At 36.4% G+C, this 18,974-nt stretch carries 15 protein-coding genes and 1 rRNA gene; 4 read left to right on the top strand and 12 right to left on the bottom strand.

Features of this window, described 5'->3' with window-relative positions; translation table 11 throughout:
• The 7 genes from N2Z72_05150 to N2Z72_05180 all read right to left on the bottom strand — a co-directional run.
• Nucleotides 1–364: ribosomal RNA gene (locus tag N2Z72_05150) — 16S ribosomal RNA — on the bottom strand; the annotation flags it as partial.
• A gap of 393 nt (nt 365–757) precedes the next feature.
• On the bottom strand, nt 758–1,327 hold the full coding sequence (locus tag N2Z72_05155; GenBank protein MCX7697065.1) for a Maf family protein: 570 nt from the start codon (nt 1,325–1,327) through the stop codon (nt 758–760).
• 37 nt (nt 1,328–1,364) lie between these two features.
• On the bottom strand, nt 1,365–2,321 hold the full coding sequence (locus N2Z72_05160) for a geranylgeranylglycerol-phosphate geranylgeranyltransferase (GenBank protein MCX7697066.1): 957 nt from the start codon (nt 2,319–2,321) through the stop codon (nt 1,365–1,367).
• Nucleotides 2,299–2,826 carry an HAD hydrolase family protein gene (locus N2Z72_05165; GenBank protein ID MCX7697067.1) on the bottom strand — a complete coding sequence of 176 codons (528 nt, stop codon included), beginning with the start codon at nt 2,824–2,826 and terminating at the stop codon, nt 2,299–2,301. Before N2Z72_05165 ends, N2Z72_05160 begins: the two co-directional genes overlap by 23 nt.
• Entirely contained in the window at nt 2,801–3,574 is a 774-nt protein-coding gene (locus N2Z72_05170) for a DUF2520 domain-containing protein (protein ID MCX7697068.1), read from the bottom strand. Before N2Z72_05170 ends, N2Z72_05165 begins: the two co-directional genes overlap by 26 nt.
• Nucleotides 3,547–3,969, bottom strand: coding sequence for a hypothetical protein (locus N2Z72_05175; GenBank protein MCX7697069.1), 423 nt, complete (start codon nt 3,967–3,969; stop codon nt 3,547–3,549). The genes N2Z72_05170 and N2Z72_05175 overlap by 28 nt, the downstream gene beginning before the upstream one ends.
• Nucleotides 3,970–3,984: 15 nt before the next feature.
• A complete protein-coding gene (locus N2Z72_05180; protein ID MCX7697070.1) occupies nt 3,985–4,884 on the bottom strand; it encodes a lysophospholipid acyltransferase family protein in 900 nt (299 codons plus the stop codon).
• Nucleotides 4,885–5,258: 374 nt separating this feature from the next.
• On the opposite strand from N2Z72_05180, the gene N2Z72_05185 reads away from it, so the two are divergent.
• Together N2Z72_05185 and N2Z72_05190 are read left to right on the top strand one after the other, a co-directional pair.
• Nucleotides 5,259–10,556: a T9SS type A sorting domain-containing protein gene (locus N2Z72_05185; protein MCX7697071.1), complete on the top strand. Its 5,298-nt coding sequence runs from the start codon at nt 5,259–5,261 to the stop codon at nt 10,554–10,556.
• A gap of 238 nt (nt 10,557–10,794) precedes the next feature.
• A complete protein-coding gene (locus N2Z72_05190) occupies nt 10,795–11,865 on the top strand; it encodes a LamG domain-containing protein (protein MCX7697072.1) in 1,071 nt (356 codons plus the stop codon).
• Nucleotides 11,866–12,322: 457 nt separating this feature from the next.
• Here N2Z72_05190 and N2Z72_05195 read toward each other — a convergent pair whose 3' ends face one another.
• The 5 genes from N2Z72_05195 to rsfS are packed head-to-tail and all read right to left on the bottom strand — an operon-like array spanning nt 12,323 to nt 16,855.
• Nucleotides 12,323–12,988, bottom strand: coding sequence for a phosphatidylserine decarboxylase (locus N2Z72_05195; protein ID MCX7697073.1), 666 nt, complete (start codon nt 12,986–12,988; stop codon nt 12,323–12,325).
• On the bottom strand, nt 12,982–13,851 hold the full coding sequence (locus N2Z72_05200; GenBank protein MCX7697074.1) for a phosphatidate cytidylyltransferase: 870 nt from the start codon (nt 13,849–13,851) through the stop codon (nt 12,982–12,984). Before N2Z72_05200 ends, N2Z72_05195 begins: the two co-directional genes overlap by 7 nt.
• The gene (locus tag N2Z72_05205) at nt 13,838–14,476 is read right to left on the bottom strand and encodes a lactate utilization protein (GenBank protein MCX7697075.1); all 639 of its coding nucleotides are present in this window, start codon (nt 14,474–14,476) and stop codon (nt 13,838–13,840) included. Before N2Z72_05205 ends, N2Z72_05200 begins: the two co-directional genes overlap by 14 nt.
• A 58-nt stretch (nt 14,477–14,534) precedes the next feature.
• On the bottom strand, nt 14,535–16,493 hold the full coding sequence (gene ftsH, locus N2Z72_05210) for an ATP-dependent zinc metalloprotease FtsH (GenBank protein MCX7697076.1): 1,959 nt from the start codon (nt 16,491–16,493) through the stop codon (nt 14,535–14,537).
• Complete coding sequence (gene rsfS, locus N2Z72_05215; GenBank protein MCX7697077.1) at nt 16,490–16,855, bottom strand: ribosome silencing factor; 366 nt, start codon at nt 16,853–16,855, stop codon at nt 16,490–16,492. Before rsfS ends, ftsH begins: the two co-directional genes overlap by 4 nt.
• Before the next feature lie 65 nt (nt 16,856–16,920).
• On the opposite strand from rsfS, the gene N2Z72_05220 reads away from it, so the two are divergent.
• Together N2Z72_05220 and N2Z72_05225 are read left to right on the top strand one after the other, a co-directional pair.
• Complete coding sequence (locus tag N2Z72_05220) at nt 16,921–17,895, top strand: hypothetical protein (GenBank protein ID MCX7697078.1); 975 nt, start codon at nt 16,921–16,923, stop codon at nt 17,893–17,895.
• A 116-nt stretch (nt 17,896–18,011) separates the two neighbouring features.
• Entirely contained in the window at nt 18,012–18,971 is a 960-nt protein-coding gene (locus N2Z72_05225) for a hypothetical protein (GenBank protein ID MCX7697079.1), read from the top strand.
• Nucleotides 18,972–18,974: the final 3 nt, after the last annotated feature.

Genomic DNA, 18,974 nt, shown 5'->3' on the forward strand with positions numbered 1-18,974 from the left:
AGATGTGTATAAGAGACAGCCGTAGGAGTCTGGTCCGTGTCTCAGTACCAGTGTGGGGGATCATCCTCTCAGACCCCCTACCCATCGTAGCCTTGGTAGGCCATTACCCTACCAACTAGCTAATGGGACGCATGCCCATCCCTAACCGCCGGAACTTTGGTTGGCAAAGGATGCCCTCTGCCAACGTTATGGGGGATTACCTCCGATTTCTCGAAGCTATCCCCCGATTAGGGGTAGGTTACATACGCGTTACTCACCCGTGCGCCGGTCGTTCGAAGTATTGCTACTTCGAACGTCCCTCGACTTGCATGTGTTAAGCCTGCCGCTAGCGTTCATCCTGAGCCAGGATCAAACTCTCCATTGTAAGTTTGATCTTTTACTCCGGATTCTCTTCTAGGATGTTTTCCACCCTAGGAATACGCTCACCTCTCTCTACATCACAATAAGTCAAAGAACTATCTTTTTCTTTTTTAATTTTTGGACTGCAAAGTTAAATCCTTTTTTTAAATTGACAAAATTTTTCTTAAATTTTTTTTCACTTTTTCGTTCCCTTGATTTTGGGATGGCAAAGATATAACATTTTTTTATAACCAAACAATTTTTTGAAAAAATTTTTTTCTTTCAAAAAACCTTGATTTTTAATAATTTTTACGAGCAAATTTCTGATTTACTAACAATATACCAAAATACATACGCATCTCATGGTTGTTTTTACTTCAACTTCTCAATTAAAGTAAGCCTCATGACAAATTAAAGATTAAATTATAATCTTGTTCTTAATCAAATGTTGATATAATAAATGTGTGGGCAATCCCATAACCGTATAAAACGACCCCTCTATACGCCTAAGCTTAGAAAGGCCTATCCAATCCTGAGCACCATAAGAGCCAGCTTTATCAAAAGGCTTAAAAGTATTCACATAATAAGTCATTTCTTGATCATTAAGTAAATCAAAAGTTACCAAAGCTCTGTCAACAAAAACATCAAAATAATCCATATTTCGAAGACAGACAGCAGTATATACTTCGTGCTTTTTGCCAGACAATTTTCCCAGCATCTTCAATGCTTCTTGTTCGGAAGCGGGTTTGCCTAAAATTTCTCCGTCTATCGATACAATAGTATCGGCAGTTAAAAACCACCTATCTTCCCCCAACCACGTTCTCGGTATTGCTTTTGCTTTATTTAGTGCAATAGCTTTGGCTACCTCGGAAAACTCAGACAAGCATGTCACAATCTGCTCATCAACTTCAATATGTCGTATCGAAAAACGCAAACCCATTTTTTCGAGTAATTCCTTCCTTCGAGGACTTTTTGATACGAGTATCATTTCACATTTTTGAACCATAAGTCACTCTTAGTTTGCATTACCAACTCAATGAAAAAACTTGCAAAGACAATATCCCAGATAACATGTACACTTTAAGCCAAAAAGACATTTTAATAAAATCATCCTTTTGTTGTAATTTCCACATCCAGATAAGTAAATATAACCAAAAAGGTATAAGTAGTAACGAGAAGTAATAAAAAAGATATTTTGACTTAAATGAAAAGCTTATCCAAGCAAAAAAAACTAAAAAAAGTAAAAATACCAACCCCAGTATAAAAATCAATCGAGTCGTTTTTCGTTGGCCAAGATATATGGCAAAATTGTTGCAATTGAAAGCTTTGTCCCCTTCCATATCTATCACATCCTTCACTATTTCACGAATGAAAGTTACCCAAAACGACAACACTCCATACAACAACGAAATATACAGTAGCGGTTTAAAGGTAAATGTTGGAATATCTTTAACCGTCGGGAAAAGCGTCATATAATGTAAGAAAACAAGAAATACATTTAAGAAAGCAAGTAACGCTATCATGAAGTTACCCCAAAAAATCTCTCGTTTGAACTTAGTGGAATAAAACCACATCAACGCACTTACAAACAAGGGTAATATAAACAAATATTTATCTTTAAGCACTATAGCTTGAACAAATGATGAAGTCAATCCAAGGCCCATACATAGAACAAAAACCCTCCATCCTGTCTTTATTGAGAACGTATTTCCTAAAACTTTTTTATGTGGCCGATTAATTTCGTCCATTCCCACATCATAATAATCATTAATAGCATAACCTCCGGCCATAACGAATAAATAATTCAGTACGAGCCACATAAATGTCCATTCATTGAATGGTTTTACGACCTTTTCAAGAGAAAGTAAAAAATCTACTACCCAGATACGGGTAAAATAAAAAACCAAAGCTGCCATGAGAAGATTTTCCCATCTAATAAGGCGAGCAAAACCGCCCAATTTACCAACAAAATGCGTCTTCATCAAACCAATCTCCTTTTACTTTAAGGACTTGTTCAATAACATCCCTCACGCATCCTTCACCTCCCATATGCGGGGAAATATAGTCGGATATGGATTTAATTTCGTGAGCTGCATCCTTCGGACATGCCCTTACCCCTGCTAAAAGCATGGCATGATAATCCGGAATATCATCCCCCATATATAAAAGATTTTCAGAATGAAGGTTTTGTTCTTTCATAAAGTTGCGCAAAAAAGCCTCTTTGTTCTCAATACCAGTATAAACATGAGGAATCTTGAAAAAAGCACATCTGAGTCGAATGTTTTCATCATTGCTTCCCGAAATTACAACTACCTGATATCCTTTTTTTATAGCTAACTGAATAGCATAACCATCCTTTACATTACCTTGACGTATGATGAGACCATTGGTAGCGAGATAAATATTACCGTTGGTCATAACTCCATCGAAATCAAATATAAATGTTGAAATATTTCTTAGCTTACTTCGGTAATTCCGGGTAGCCATATTTTTTCAAGATTCGATTGGTCAAAAATACATAAATTTCAAAGAGCTCAGGCTGGGTTTTGAGCAAGTCAAGGTGCATTTGAATCACATGACGATCGTTGCGAGCAGCTGGCCCTGTCTGTAACAAAAACGGTTCATAGTCTTTGATTCGCTCGACAGTCTGAATCATTAAAGGAATTAAGGCTTCTTGAATTAAATCTGAGGGATAATCACTGAGCCACTCCCAAGCTAAAGAAATTAAGTAATTGACAAAATTTGATGTCAATATGCCAGCTATGTGCAGTCGCCTTCGAAAAATTGCATCTCCCACACAAGCATGTCCTGTTAACATTAAAGCAAACTTCATAAGAGAGACTTCAATTTCCTTGTGATCGCTTTCAATTACAAAAAGGAAATCTTTTCTATGAAGTGGTACTTCTTTGCGAAATGTTTGAAAAGGATACATCACCCCTCGCCATCTAAATTTTTTTAGTATATCTAAATGCATGGTTCCTGAAGTATGAGTCATTATCCCTTTTAGCTCAGCAGGAATGTAAGAAATAACTTCTTCATAAGCATCATCCTTGATGGTTAATAACCATAGGGTGTTTTCTGAATCTAGCCTCATTACATTGTCGAGGCAATCTTTCAATTGGCGAGCAACTAATTTGTGAACGGAAACACCTTTCTCTCTCAATAAGTCAAAGAGGTGAGTTCCCACATGACCTTGTCCTATGACCCCTACTTTCCGTATGACTCTTTGTTCCATGGTACATTTTCCAGTTTATCATCAAACCGTATGTTTAAAATTTGCCAATTTTTTTCAGGCTTGTAAAAAACAAACGTATAATATAACGGTTGTCGTTTGTGTTTCACTAGATATGTAACTGATACCAGACTTGGAGCATATTCATGAACAATCATTTTCTCATAACCATAAAAATCACCAATCAAAGCAGTTACAGTACCAAGTCGCATCTTAATGTTCTTTACCTGTTCTGATTGCACATCCATGTAAGGGTTGGTCGAAAAAACGTAGTCAAGAGCTTTTTCTGGAGCTTCTTTGGAATAAATCTGAAAAAAACGATCTACAATCTCTTCGTAAGAGGATTGACCCATTAGAACCAGTACAACTAAAAAAAATAATACTCCTATCTTTTTCATATGACATGATAATTTTCATTGAAATTTCCACCGATCGTGTGACCAAAAATAGTGTGTCGGTTGTAAACTTATGTCCTCTTCGAGCATTCTGACATATGTCCTAGTTAATCCATGAGTAACATCGATAGTGCTACTTTTACTAAGCTCGATAAATTCATAATAATATTTCGTTTCTTTTCGTAGAATTCGGACATAAAACAATGGGAGGTGAAATTTCTTGGCAATATTTTCAGGACCATGTGCAAAAGCAGTTTTTTTTTGAAAAAAATCTACCCAAATGGCCCTAGAAAATTCCGATCGAGTAGGTCTTTGGTCTGCAAGAAATACCATTAAAGAGGGTTCTTTCAAAGCTTTTATTATCATTTCTTTGACTTCCTTCAAAGAATAAAGCTTCATTCCATGAGACTCGCGTTGATGATGTACAAAATTATCGAAATAAGGATTTTTAAAAGGTTTGTAAACCGCATACACCTTGCATTGAAAAAAAGATGGTAAAAAGGACGACAACCATTCCCAGTTGTTGAAATGAGATAACAACAATATAGCGCTCTGACCATTGGCAAGTACCTCTCGAACTTTGCTGTCCCCCTTCCATATTATGTGGTGAGAAATTTGTTCGAAGGACATACTGTAACCTTTTACAGATTCCAATAATATCAACGAAAAGCGATAATAGTAATCCCAGCTGAATCTAAGAAAACTTATCTTAATCTTTTCATTTTTGACTATTTGTTTCCAATTCTTTCTTAAAACTTTCCGTCGGTAACAGGACAAAAACATCAAAACTCCCAACGTCCTTGCCCAAAGTCTTAACATCCATACGGGATTAAATCGAATTAGCAAATATAGAATCTTAAATCCAGCAAATTCTATTTTGTATTTTATCAAATCTGATTCATTTACACAAAGATACATTATTTACTAGTTGCCAAATTGAAATGCTAATACTTTTATAAGTTCATCAACTTTTTTTCATATGCGTCCCTGTTAGCTTAAAAATGTTCAGCTGTTTTGTTGCAATGGTGGATCGTTGTGAATAAAATTTTTTCGTTTTCGTCTGTGAGATGCATAAATTTTTTATAAGCTTACAAACGAATCATTTGGTCTTAGATAATTTAAGGTATATGAATTTTAAATCATGAGAAAGACGAAAAACGAGACAAATACAAAAGGTAAGCTTTTTCCATATTCAATGACCAAATTCCTTTCTAACAAAAATAATTTAATGGAAAACTTTAACTTTTTTTTTTACTTTTGTCTTTAAGAATAGATTTTAAAACAAAATGGATATGAAAAAACAATTATTTATTTTAATGGCGACATGGTCGCTGTTTGTTTTTACTCAACATGTGGTACTTATTGATCCACAGGGTGATGGGGGGTTTGAGTTGGGAAACAATTTTCCCAGTAACGGATGGACTGTGGTGAATGGTAGCCAAACTAATTATTGGATCATTGGTACCAATGCTGGAAGTCCTTATGGCTCAGCAGCTTTTATCACTAACAATGGAAGCGATAATGCTTATAATACCAGTGCAACCTCAGTTGTCCACTTTTACCGTGATATCACATTTCCAGCAGGTTTTACAGACATTCAACTTACGTTTTGGATCAGAGGTTATGGAGAGTCTACTTTTGACCGATTAAGAGTCTATTTAGTTGACCCATCAACAACACCAGTTGCAGGAACAGAGCTTACTACAGGTCAAATTGGTCTTCCTAATTATAACCTCCAACCCGCATGGATCAAGGTGGGTATACCCATTCCATCAACTTTTGCTGGAACAACTAGGCGCCTAGTTTTTAGCTGGCGCAACGATAACAGTTTGGGAACTCAACCTCCCATAGCTATCGATAACATATCATTAATTGCGCAAATTCCTATTTCTTTCAATGGCTCATATACAATTGATCGAAATTTACCGGCTGGTGGGGGTAATTTTTCTTCGATCATCGATGCTATTCTTAGCTTAAATGCTGGTACCATCACTGGAAACAGCTCTTTTTACATACAAGATGGACAAACATTTACCGAAATTCTACCACCCATCACCAATTCTCATCCAACATTCAGTGTAACATTCACTTCTTCTTCTACCCTACCTGCAAAAATTCTCTCGGGTGGTTTTTCAGGAACTACCGATGCCATTATCAGTCTTGTTGGTGCTGACAATATTACAATTTCAAATCTTGAATTAGGTTACCTTACACTTTCAGAAAGCTCTATCGAATATGGCATAGGTATAACCAATGCCTCTGCAACAAACGGAGCACAAAAAAACACTTTTTCCAATCTCAAAATAACTCTTAACAGAAGCAACACTAGTTCTCGTGGAGTTTATCAAAATGTTGCTGTTACGCCGACATCAGCAGCTGGTGCCAACTCCAACAACATTTATTCTCAAATCAGCATTCAAAACAGTTACCATGGAATTCAATGCACAGGAAACTCTACATATCCTGATTTAAATACTCTGATTGAAAACTGTACTATTGGCGCAACAATTTCATCGGATATTGGAAATGGAACATCAGCTGTAAACGGAATTCGTCTTACTTCTCAATCAGGTTTTATTGTCAGAAAAAATACTATCCGGAATCTAAACGTCACCGGTGGTTCTAACGTGTTCGCCATATATGCTGAAAATGCTGCCGGAAATAACCTTATCGAGGGCAATTATGTCTACAATATTAGCTCTACATCCACTTCTACATCAGCCGTGCTTCATGGAATTCGTGTTGATGGCGTGGCAGGTTCTTCAACCAACGTTCAGAATAATCTCATTTATGGGTTCAGTCATGCAATTTCTACACCTTCCACTACCATTGTGGCTCGAGGATTATCTGCAAACGTAGGTACGACAACCGGCACAGTTAATTTCTACCATAATACCGTACATCTTGATATGAATGCTGCATCATCCAACACTGCTCTTGCTTTGAACAACGGCACGGTCAGAGTGGTAAATAACATTTTTAGTAACCTTTCTGCAACCAACTCTGGTTCCAAACGTTATCTGATTTATCGTTCAGGAGGAACTCTTACTTCTAATTATAACGATTTATACATCCCAGTTGGCACCAATAATTTTGTGGGTTATTTTACAGCAGACCGTGCAACACTTTTAGATTGGCAGACTGCATCCGGACAAGATGCTAATTCCTTTAATACTGACCCTCTCTATACTTCTTTATTTCCTGGTAACTATAATTTCAGGCCAATGAACCCAGACATAGATAACAAAGGAACTTCATCTTTGGGAATCACGACAGATATTGAAGATCAACCACGTTCTCCAACAAATCCTGACTTGGGAGCATACGAATTTAATGCACCTACCTGCCTTCGTCCCACATCTATTAACGTGTCTAACATCACTACATCCACTGCTGACGTATCATGGGTAGGCACATCAACTAATTATCAAGTTAGCTATGGTTTATCTCCCATTACTCCTGATTATGGAAATAAAATTTATGTCTTTAACAGTTCTACGACTACCTTAACAGGACTTCAGCATTCATCATTTTACGATGTGTATGTGCGTAGTATATGCGGACCTGGAGACACTAGCATTTGGTTTGGTCCCCTGACGTTTCAGACTGCTTGTGGTGTCTTTAATTTACCTTATCTTCAATTTATCCCCACCTCCTCGTGGCCACTATGTTTTACCCAAACTCCTTTAAGTGGTGATCGATGGAATGTAAACAACACTTCCAATGCAGGAGGAACTCCATATGAATTTAGATGTTCATACGTTAATGCTAGTGGTACTTCACGTCTAATTAGTCCGTCCCTGGATTTAAGCTCTGCCAACCATCCTTACCTGTCCTTTAGACATTTCTTAGATGATTATTCCTACACATCGACGGCAACCTTGAAAATCCAGTCAAGTTCTGATAACGGCAACACATGGGTCGATGAAGCCATTTTGTACGTAGCAGGCAATGGTCAAAATCGTGGACCAGAAATTCTCTACATACCCCTTACAAATATCAGTCCAAACACCAAAGTTGCATGGACTATTACTGGGCACCATTATGCCTTTGATTATTGGTATGTAGATAATATTCGCATTTTCGATGCTGTGTTTCCAACCGTTAATCCTAATCCCTTTATATACTCCCATCTCTTACCCACCCATGCCACCACTTCCATCACATGGAACGATGCAACTCAATTGAAATATGTCATCAACCTCAGCGCCAACGATACTCTTGCACCAAATACGGAATTTACGCTGATAGGTAGCCAACTTACTATTTTAAATTCTTATCTCCAAAATTATCTACCTAGTCTCAATGATACGATTAACTTCCTCCTTGTATTCAATGTGGGAACTGCCAACTTTATGGTTGTTGATCAACCTGTTTATGCTACCATCAATCCCTCCTTTGGGTATTTTAGATTAGGAATTCCTCAAAATGTCGGCACACAAATTACATGGAACCAGGAAAACATGATTACATCTATTGTGAATATAGTTACCAATGACACATTGCAAGCCAATTTAGATTATATTTTATCAAGTGACTTTTTGGAATTTCAAGCTTCTTACATCAGTGCTAATATAGAATTTCGAGATACGCTAAAACTCAGAATTAAATTTAATGAAAGCATTAGCAATTTCTATATCATAGATACTTCTCTTACACCTGAAGTCTATCCAAACACTTATTATTTCAAGTTTGTGAATCCACTACCTGTTTATTTTAATTTTAACCCAAATGACGCAACAAATATTGACTATATCATCAATCTAACTGACAATGATACCCTAGAGCATAATGTTGATTATGAATATACGGTGAATAATTATACGAACTGGGGTTACGTATTAATTTACCACAACTATCTTTCTAATTACTTAACCTATCCAAATGATTCTTTGATTCTTAGAGTTAAATTCAATATAGGATATTTCGATATTAAAATTGTTGACAACACTACTTTTGCAAGTATTTATCCAACTGTCAGGAATTTCTCTCTTGCTTATCCTCAAAATCTTTTCTTTCAAATTAATCTGAATGATGAACTTTACCTACATCGTATTATCAACACCACCAACAATGATACTTTAATGCTATATCACGATTATCTCGTTAGTGGTACAACTCTTTATATTTTCGCTTCATACATAAGTTCTAGGATACAAGCAGGTGGTCAACTTAATTTGAGTGTTAAATTTAGCACAAGTACTTCCAACATAACTATTAATGAGGTTTCTATTTTACCATACATTTATCCGGATCAAGCCTATTACAACATTTCAGTTTTAAACAACGTAAAATCTCGTATAATATGGAACGATGCTTCCTATGTCCTTAAAGTCAAAAACCTTTCCAATAATTCCTTCTTGCAAGATCCTGATTACGACGTCATCGGCGACACCCTCTTCATCAACGCTTCCTACCTCTCCTCCATCTTCACCTCGTCCGGTCAAACCAAAGCCTTCGAAATTACCTTCAACATTGGAAAAGATACTCTCTTCATCACATCTAAACAATCTCCCTATATCGATCCCAATCCGATGGTTTATTACTATCAAATTCCAAGCGAACTGCGTGGCAAAATCTTCTGGAATGACGCATCCTCCATCACCTCTATCCACGAAAATCCATCCAACCCTCTCGTCCTCAACCAGCATTACAAAATCTCTAACGACACCCTCATCTTCCTGCCATCCTACCTCACTTCCAGATTCACAGGTGTCGATACCGCTCATCTGACAGTGGTCTTTAACACAAGCAACTATAATCTAACCATTTATAGTAAAAAAACTATTTTACCTGCTTACGTCAATCCTAGCAATACCACTTTCGACTTAAGTTTAAACAAGCCTGCCAGAACTAACATTTTCTGGAACGATGCTTCCTATGTCCTTAAAGTCAAAAACCTTTCCAATAATTCCTTCTTGCAAGATCCTGACTTCGACGTCATCGGCGACACCCTCTTCATCAACGCTTCCTACCTCTTCTCCATCTTCACTTCGTCCGGTCAAACCAAAGCCTTCGAAATCACCTTTGATATCGGAAAAGATACGCTATTCATCACATCCAAACAGTCTCCCTACATCACCCCTAACCCTATGGTTTATTACTACGAAGTTCCAAGTGAACTACGTGGCATAATTTCCTGGAACGACGCTTCTTCCATCACCTCCATCTACGAAAATCCATCCAATCCTCTCGTTCTTGGCCAGCATTACGAAATCTCTGTCGACACGCTCATTTTCCTGCCATCTTACCTTAGCGCAAGATTTACTAGCAATGATACTGTCGACTACACCATCATCTTTAATACAGACAATTATGTCCTGAGAATCATCAGCACTAAGTTTACCAACGTAGAAAATTACGAAGCTATTGTCCGTCTTTATCCTAATCCTGCTAGCGAAGAAATTTCGGTAGAGGTTCCCCAAGAAGCTAACGTTGAGATTTGGAACATCGTAGGACAGCTTATCATGTCGGCACGGGTTGAACAACGTTCAACTTTCAACATTTCCCATTTGCAAGAAGGAACGTATTTTATGAAAGTAAATAGCACTGGATTTACTAAAACCCTGCCTTTCATCATCAAAAGATAATTTCACCATCTTCAGCTCCAAAGCCTCCTCTAGGGAGGCTTTTTTTATTCATATCTACAATAACATGATTTGTCATCTTCATGTGATAAATGTCATTGAATATATCATATCAAATTTGAGGTTTTATTTTTGTACGGATCAATAAGAAAAATTCTATGTTTTATTTGGCATTGAATCATGTTTTTACAAGATTAAATCATCCTATGATTAAAATGATAATTTTTTTACAATCAAAAATATGAAAGCAAGAACCGTTCTGATTTATTTATTTTTGAGTCCTTTTGCTCTTATGTCGCAAAACTACTGTCTTCGTTTCTTTGGAAATGGTCAAAACGACATCGATCGAGTAAAAATTGCTTTAGATAGTCCTCATAAGTCCATCGATGTAGGCGAAAGCTTTACGATAGAATTTCAGCTCAAAGCTACAGCAGTAGAAAACCCACTTGGTGCAAATGCAACCGAAGGACATAACGACGACTGGACATTGGGGCATGTCATCATTGACCGCGATATCTTCGGCCCAGGTGATCACGGAGATTATGGAATCTCTTTGGCAGGAGGAAGAATAGCTTTTGGCGTGAACAATGGTTCTCAATCATACACACTTATTAGCAATACCATTCTGACCGACGGCATATGGCACCATGTAGCAGTCACTCGCCGTCACACCAACGGCGAAATGAACATTTTTATTGACGGAATTCTTGATAAAAGTTTCATTTCCGGCATCACAGGTGATATCAGTTATCGTGACAACAGAACCACTCAATGGCCCAATGATCCATACCTGGTCATCGGAGCTGAAAAACATGATTATGACAACTCCACCTATCCATCCTTCAGTGGAATGTTAGACGAAATTCGCATCTCAAACAAGGTCCGATATCATTCCAATTATACACCTCAATTGATGCTAACGTGCGATTCAATAACCATAGCCTTATATCACTTAGATGAAGGCCAAGGACTTCTTATTAATGATGCCTGCAATCCCAATCAAACAGACCTGCAAGGGACCATCTATTATGGTGGGAATCCTGCCGGACCCGTATGGATGATCAAGGATTTTACCCCTACACATTTAGCAAACCAAACTCAAAAAATTGATTCATTTTATTTTTCGGTTAACCCGTTTTTAGGTGAAATGATTTTTTCAAATGCCCCGAACAAAGAAATTTTGTTTTTTGATTCTTCAGGAAAACTCATTCTTGCCCAAAAGCAAAAAAAGATCAATATTCAACACCTACATCCTGGTATCTATCTAGTAAAGTTTGATGACGTTGCTATCACCTTCGTCAAAACTTTTTAAAAAATAGCATTTGCTATATGAAACAATTTTTCAAACCTCCATTCGTTTATTTAATAAAATTCATGAAGCACGTATACAATTATAGTAAAAAAATTTTGTCACATCAAATGGTATGCCTACTTGTTTTGCAGTACGCTGCTATTCAATATTACTGTTTGAGAAAAAGTCGAGCATTTTGGTTTCTTCCTAATTAAAGCTAAAAAGCAAAATAACTTAAAAAACTTCGAGCTACTGAATATAATTAAGGTGAACTTTCTATCTTGCTTATGTCACCATTTAATACTTTTAAACTTTTTTCATTGCCATAAAATTCTATTTCTGCTATCCGAGGTAAATAAAAGATTCATCATAAACTTTTCTTAATTACAACAAAATCATGGGAGCTATAGAAAGTTACCACTTTACATTCTCCATCGCAATTAAGAAGCGGTATAAGGTAAGTAGTTTTTATTATGACTCAAAGAGTTCTAAACGTAGCAATCCTTGAGAAAACTCCCCATACACGATCACCTTTTTTAACAAGTGGTTGAGCAGATGTCGGTAGGAAAATATCTACTCGACTACCAAACTTGATGAAACCTAATTCATCACCTCGACGAACCTGTTGGCCAGACCGAACCAAAGGAACAATTCGCCTTGCAATCAGGCCAGCTACTTCACGAACGAGAATCCTACCATAAGGACTATCCTGCCAATATTCTACATGTTCATTTATCAAAGATGATTTAGCACTAAAAGCAGCTAAATGTTTTCCTGCCCGATGAGTTACACTAAGAATTTTACCATCCACAGGTACATAATTCAAATGTACATCCCAAAGACGCATGAAAATAGAAATTTGCCATGCTTTTCCGTCTGGCATATTTTCGCAATCTACTTGTTCACACACCACAACTTTACCATCGGCAGGGCAGATGATATCATCATTTTCAACATCTGGTAAGACTTTCCGTTCTGGATAACGAAAAAAAAACCTAACCAAGTAAGGCAAAACAAAAAAAACACTCATTCCTACTATCGAAAAAACCGGAGGTAAAAACCAATAACACAATACCATACCTAGCAAACTAAGAATAATCGCGATTGAAAAAAATTTTTTACCAACAGGATGAATTCTCACCATATTATGTGATTTTTCCATAAAACATAAGGAACATAAACCATCGATACCATCAAAAGGCTATCAAGCCGATCTAAAACACCTCCATGACCAGGCAAGATGTTTCCACTGTCTTTTACTTGAACAGTACGTTTAAGCCTAGATTCAAATAAATCGCCCAAAGTAGCCAAAATCAATATTACCGTAGTAACAACCAACACCTCAGGCAAGAGCTCTAAACTGTGCCAATATGTATATGCTCCTGTCCCTAAGAGAGTAATGAACGCACCTCCAAGAGTTCCCTCCCATGTTTTGGATGGTGAAATACGAGCAACAAGCAAATGTTTTCCTCCCACGCTCCCAACTATATAGGCAAAAGTATCATAACTCCATACGACCAACAACACATACATTAATTCATTATAAAATATTTCATGCTGATTTACTGATAAAAAAGCTAAACCTTGTAAAGAAAAAATCACATAAACAAAAGTCAACATCAAAAAAGCAAAATACTTCATCAAATCTATATCCGCTTGCCAAAAAACAAAAACAATGAAATAAAACAGAGATAAAGCCAACACAAGAAAGATTTCAACTTGCCACATTTTCAAATACAACTCAAAAATGGAGATTTCAACAGATACACCTTTCCAAAATAACAGAAAACCCATCCAGACCCATGATAAAAACACAATAACTCCCACAATTCTTGCATTACTATTCTCTATTTTAAGCAAACGTGCAAGCTCCAACACAGATAAAACGGCAAAAAAACCTGTGATCATCCACAAAAGATGAGGGGAAAATAGGGCCGCCACTAACCACAATCCGGCATATACCAAACCAGTTAAACTACGCAAAGCAAAGTCATTAAGTCTCTTCATATAAAAAAACGATCAAACGCTTAGATGCTTGAGCACCTAAAACAATCTCTTTTTCGATGTCTGCTGTTCTAGAAGGCCCAGTAATAAAAGTTACCAAGGATGGATATCGATTGCGGTATTTTGATGTCAACCTCAAGAGTGCATCTTCTATATCGTAAACCACTTGATTAGTTCTTGCAACGATGACCAAAACGTCGTTGGTAAAAAGAGCTCTTCTGCCAGTGCTCAAAAAGCTACTCATCACCACACTGCCTGTTCGAGCGCAAAGGAATTCACATTCAGCTATAGTTACCTCGTTGACAGAAAGATCGTCCTTCTCATTAAGTATGATGTACGACTGAGTATTAAACAAAGATAGCAATTCATCGTTGGTACAATAAACGTTAGTAACTTTCAATCTATTCAATAAAGAATTTATTGCTAAACTTAATTCCTGAACTGATTCTGCATAATAAAATTCACCATTGGCATTTAACAAATTTTGAGCAAATTGAATTAAAATATCGTCTTCATCCTGAACAAAATGATTGCGAATATCTTCCAGGGGTAAATACACTCTTTCTTCATCGTGAGGATAATTAAAATGTCGAAAAAATAAATCTCTTGTTATTTTGCTTTTACTCATGCATACAAGTTAACACCAAAAAAACAAAGATCTTTTATGAAAGACATGGAACATCTGACTATAACTGTTCTGTGGAGATTTTTTGATCGATGAAAGGCCTGGGGCCTAAAATCTGTTCCAAGTCTTCACGATAGAGAATCTGTTTTTCATAAAGCATGTTGCCAAGTTTTCTAACTTGATCTGCATGCTCGATAAGAATCTGTTTTGCCCGATCATAAGCAGAAGCTATAAGCTTTGAAACTTCTTCATCTATGATTTGAGCCGTTTTTTCTGAATAAGGTTTAGAGAATAGATATTCTTGAGAATTGGTTGAATCATAATAACTCAGATTCTTTAGTTTATCGCTCAATCCAAAATAAGCTACAGAGGCGTAAGCTTGTTTCGTAGCACGTTCAAGATCGTTAAGTGCACCTGTAGATACAGTTCCAATAAAGACCTCTTCTGCTGCTCTTCCACCAAGCAAACTGACCAGTTCGTCAAATATTTGCTCACGGGTTGCTAACTGACGTTCTTCAGGTTGATACCAAGAAGCCCCTAGTGATTTGCCTCGTGGAACAATAGTTACCTTGATGAGTGGATGTCCATGAGGAGTAAACCAACTAACGACAGCATGACCTGTTTCATGGAAAGCGACCATGCGTTTTTCGTTCTCAGTAACGATCTTATTTTTCTTTTCAAGTCCTGCCACTACGCGGTCAATGGCATCTTGAAAATCCTGAACGTCGATAGCATCCTTGTTTTTACGAGCAGCAATAAGAGCAGCTTCGTTACAAACATTAGCAATGTCAGCACCACTGAAACCTGGAGTTTGTTTAGCCAAAAATTCTGCAGATACATCAGGTGAAAGCTTAAGTGGACGCATATGAACCTTAAAGATCTCTTCACGTTCCTTGAGTTCTGGAAGATCAACATAAATGATTCTATCAAATCTTCCTGGGCGCAATAACGCTTTATCAAGAATATCCACACGATTGGTCGCACCCATTACAATAATACCGGAATTGGTTGAAAAGCCGTCCATTTCAGCAAGAAGTTGATTTAGTGTGCTTTCTCTTTCGTCGTTGGCTCCACTGATGTTAAATTTACCTCTTGCACGACCTACGGCGTCAATTTCATCTATGAAAACGATGCATGGAGCTTTTTCTTTGGCTTGTTTGAACAAATCACGCACACGTGATGCCCCAACGCCCACGAACATTTCTACGAAATCCGAACCGCTGATACTAAAAAAAGGAACTTGTGCTTCACCAGCAACCGCACGGGCAAGCAGTGTTTTTCCCGTACCAGGTGGCCCTGCTAGCAAAACTCCTTTGGGTACCTTTCCACCCAGCCGTGCGTATTTCTGAGGGTTTTTTAGAAAATCTACTATCTCCTGGACTTCCATTTTCACCTCATCCATCCCGGCAACATCTTCAAATGTCACATTGACATGCATCCCCTTTTCAAGTAGCGTAGGACGTGATTTTCCAAAATTGAAAATGTTACCAGGACCACCACCTCCTTGACTACGAGCTATCCCTCTGAAAAGAACAATCCAGATAATAATAAAAATCAATATAGGCAAAACCCAATACAGAAAAAAATCCCTAACCCAATTGACCCTTTCCTCAGGCACCAACACAATTCCTTTCTGACTAGCTAAAAGATCCTTCTCGGCTGGAGTTTTACCTATGGTATCCTGACGAAATTGGTCCTCAATTACTGCATTTACCTGATTTTCAAAGGCTTCGGGAGTAAGAAATTTGTAGGTATAATGAGGTCCTTTGTAACTACTGCTTTCTCTACCCGCAGCATCTTCAAACTCCTTTTGACGTAAGGCTTCAGGTTTAATAAAAATCTCAGCAAACTCTTTGTTAACAACAACAATTTTTTCGACATGCTTGTTGCGTATAGCTTGTTCCAGCTTTTTCCATGTAAGTTCAGGAACTTTGACGTCGTTGCGCATGAAAAGGAGGTAAACCATAAAAAGAATAAAAGCAGCATATAACCAGTAAGGACTAAATTTAATTTTTTTCATGAAAAAGTTTTTTGTTGGTTAAACAACTGACCGGTATCTACATAATCGCCCCATAATTTTTCTATTTGATAGTATTCTCTTGCATGTTTCTGAAAAATATGCACAATCAAATTACCGTAATCTAACAATATCCATTCAGCATTTTGATATCCTTCTACATGACTAGGTTTCAGTTTCTTTTCATAAGCAAATTCACCCAAGAGGGCGTCTGCCATGCTTCTTACCTGGACAGATGAATCACCGTGACAAATTAAAAAAAAATCACATAAAGGATGATTTTCAAAACGAATAATGACAGGATCTTGAGCTTTTTTAGAGAGCAAGAGTGCATATATACTTGCCAGCAATTCCCTGTCTTTCATGTTTTTTTGCAAATGTACGATAAAAGTTTGACATCTCTAAGAATTTGTTTTACTTTTGCAAAAAAATGAAGAGGTATATTTTATTTATTTTAACACTTAATTTCGTACTTTTACGTGGTCAATTTTATGTATTTAATGGAAACATTGGAAACATTCCCATTACCATGCACATTCTAAAAACCCCTATAGGCTTCTTTGGAAGTTATTACTACGAAAAGATCAAATTACCAATTATGCTCGTCAGTTGGACAACCCCTCAGGAATCTTCTAAAAAATGGAAACTTTACGCTAAAGTGGGCAATCAAAGTGAAGAATTTGACGGTGTTTTTGATGGCAACATTTTTAGTGGAACTTGGAAAAAAAATGAAAAAAGCCTACCCTTTTCCTTGAAACGAAATACGGCAACGGAACAATTATATAAAACATATCACTCTTATGATAGCGCTAGCTATTATAAATTTTCTTGTAGTGTAGTCTATCCTTTGTCATCTCATCCAAATTTTTCTTTGATTGAAAATTATTTTTTTGAATACAGCATCCCCTCTTTTTTAAAGCAAATTGAAATTAAAAAAGCTGAAAATTTTGCACAACATAAAAGTGATTTTTCAGAATTTGAATCTATAAGTATACCCGAAGATATTACCATGTTTTATCCTATTTATTCATCAACCAACTTTATTGTTTATGCAAAATATGATTACACGAATTTAGGCGGCGCTCGTGGCTACAAGTCCTTTTCGTATAGTACTTTAAGTCTAAAGTTAAATACTATCATTGAAGCTTCCGATATTTTACCGATTGATCATAAAGCTTTGAACCAAAAATTAATCAATGAATTGAAAAAATTTTATGAAGACATTGAAATTGTTGATGATCTGCCCCTTTCAGATGCAACCATCTGCATGACAGATGGCGGTATTATGTTTAATTTTCCTCCTGGCATTTTATCTCTTTATAGCGATTTTTCCATTTATCTTTCAAGAAATGATGCTGAATTGCTTCTTAACAATTTTGCTAAAAATTTATGGACTAACGAATAATGCCACTTAATTTGGGATTGACTAAACTTTAGAACTCATTCAGGTCAAATTACTTTTTTATCGCACGGATTGCTTATCTTTAAAGAAATCAAATTTTGATGTAAGTTTGTAAAAAAATGAAGTTATTTTTTTTCTATATCTGTTTTCTTCCAATTTTTGTTATCGGGCAATTGTATGTATTTAATGGAAACCTTAGTGATAAATCCATTACTATGTATGTTTTGTACACACCCGTAGGCATGTGGGGAAGTTATTATGATGAAGAGAGTAAAATACCTTATCCGCTAATAAATTGGGAAGATTTCTCCTCGTCCAACAATTGGAAACTTTATAAGAAAGAAAACAACATGATATCTGAAGAATTTAACGGTAAATTTGATGGAAAATATTTTAAGGGAACTTGGAAAAAAGGAAATAAAGAGTTATCCTTTAATCTAAAACAAGATCAAAAAACAGAAAAATTATTTGAAACTTTTACTTCTTACGACAAAACCAAATATAACCCTTTTTTTGTGGAAATAGTTTATCCCCTTAATAATCATTCAAGTTACTCTCTTATTGAAAAACACATCTTCGAAGGAAATATTCAAAATTTCACAAAAGAAAAAGTGATAAACCGAAAAAAATACTATGCTAATTTTCAAGATATCTTTGCAAACGAAGCCTTTGATAATCCACCCAGGGATTTTTATATTCTCTACCCTATTTATTTATCTTCTACATTTATTGTTTATGCTGAATATTTTTATGCTTCTCTAGCAATGGAACGAGAAGGATACTCTTTTACAGTCTTAAGCATTAAGAACGATCAACCTATTGAAATTTATGACATTGTTGCAGATGAAGATTTCGAGCTAAAAAAGCTCTTGACTGAACGATTAGCAAAAACTTATTCCTTACAAATCCCTGCTGAAGATCTTTCATGGAGTGAAATTGATTTTTATATGACAGATGGAGGGGTTGTTTTTTGTTTTCCTTCTGGTTTCTTTTATCCTGGCATGTATAGAATCAGTTTAACACGTAAAGAAATTGAACCTTTTCTAAATCAGTTCGCCAAAAAGCACTGGGGTAATTAAATC

Source organism: Bacteroidales bacterium (assembly GCA_026418905.1).
Taxonomy (GTDB): Bacteria; Bacteroidota; Bacteroidia; order Bacteroidales; family DTU049; genus JAOAAK01.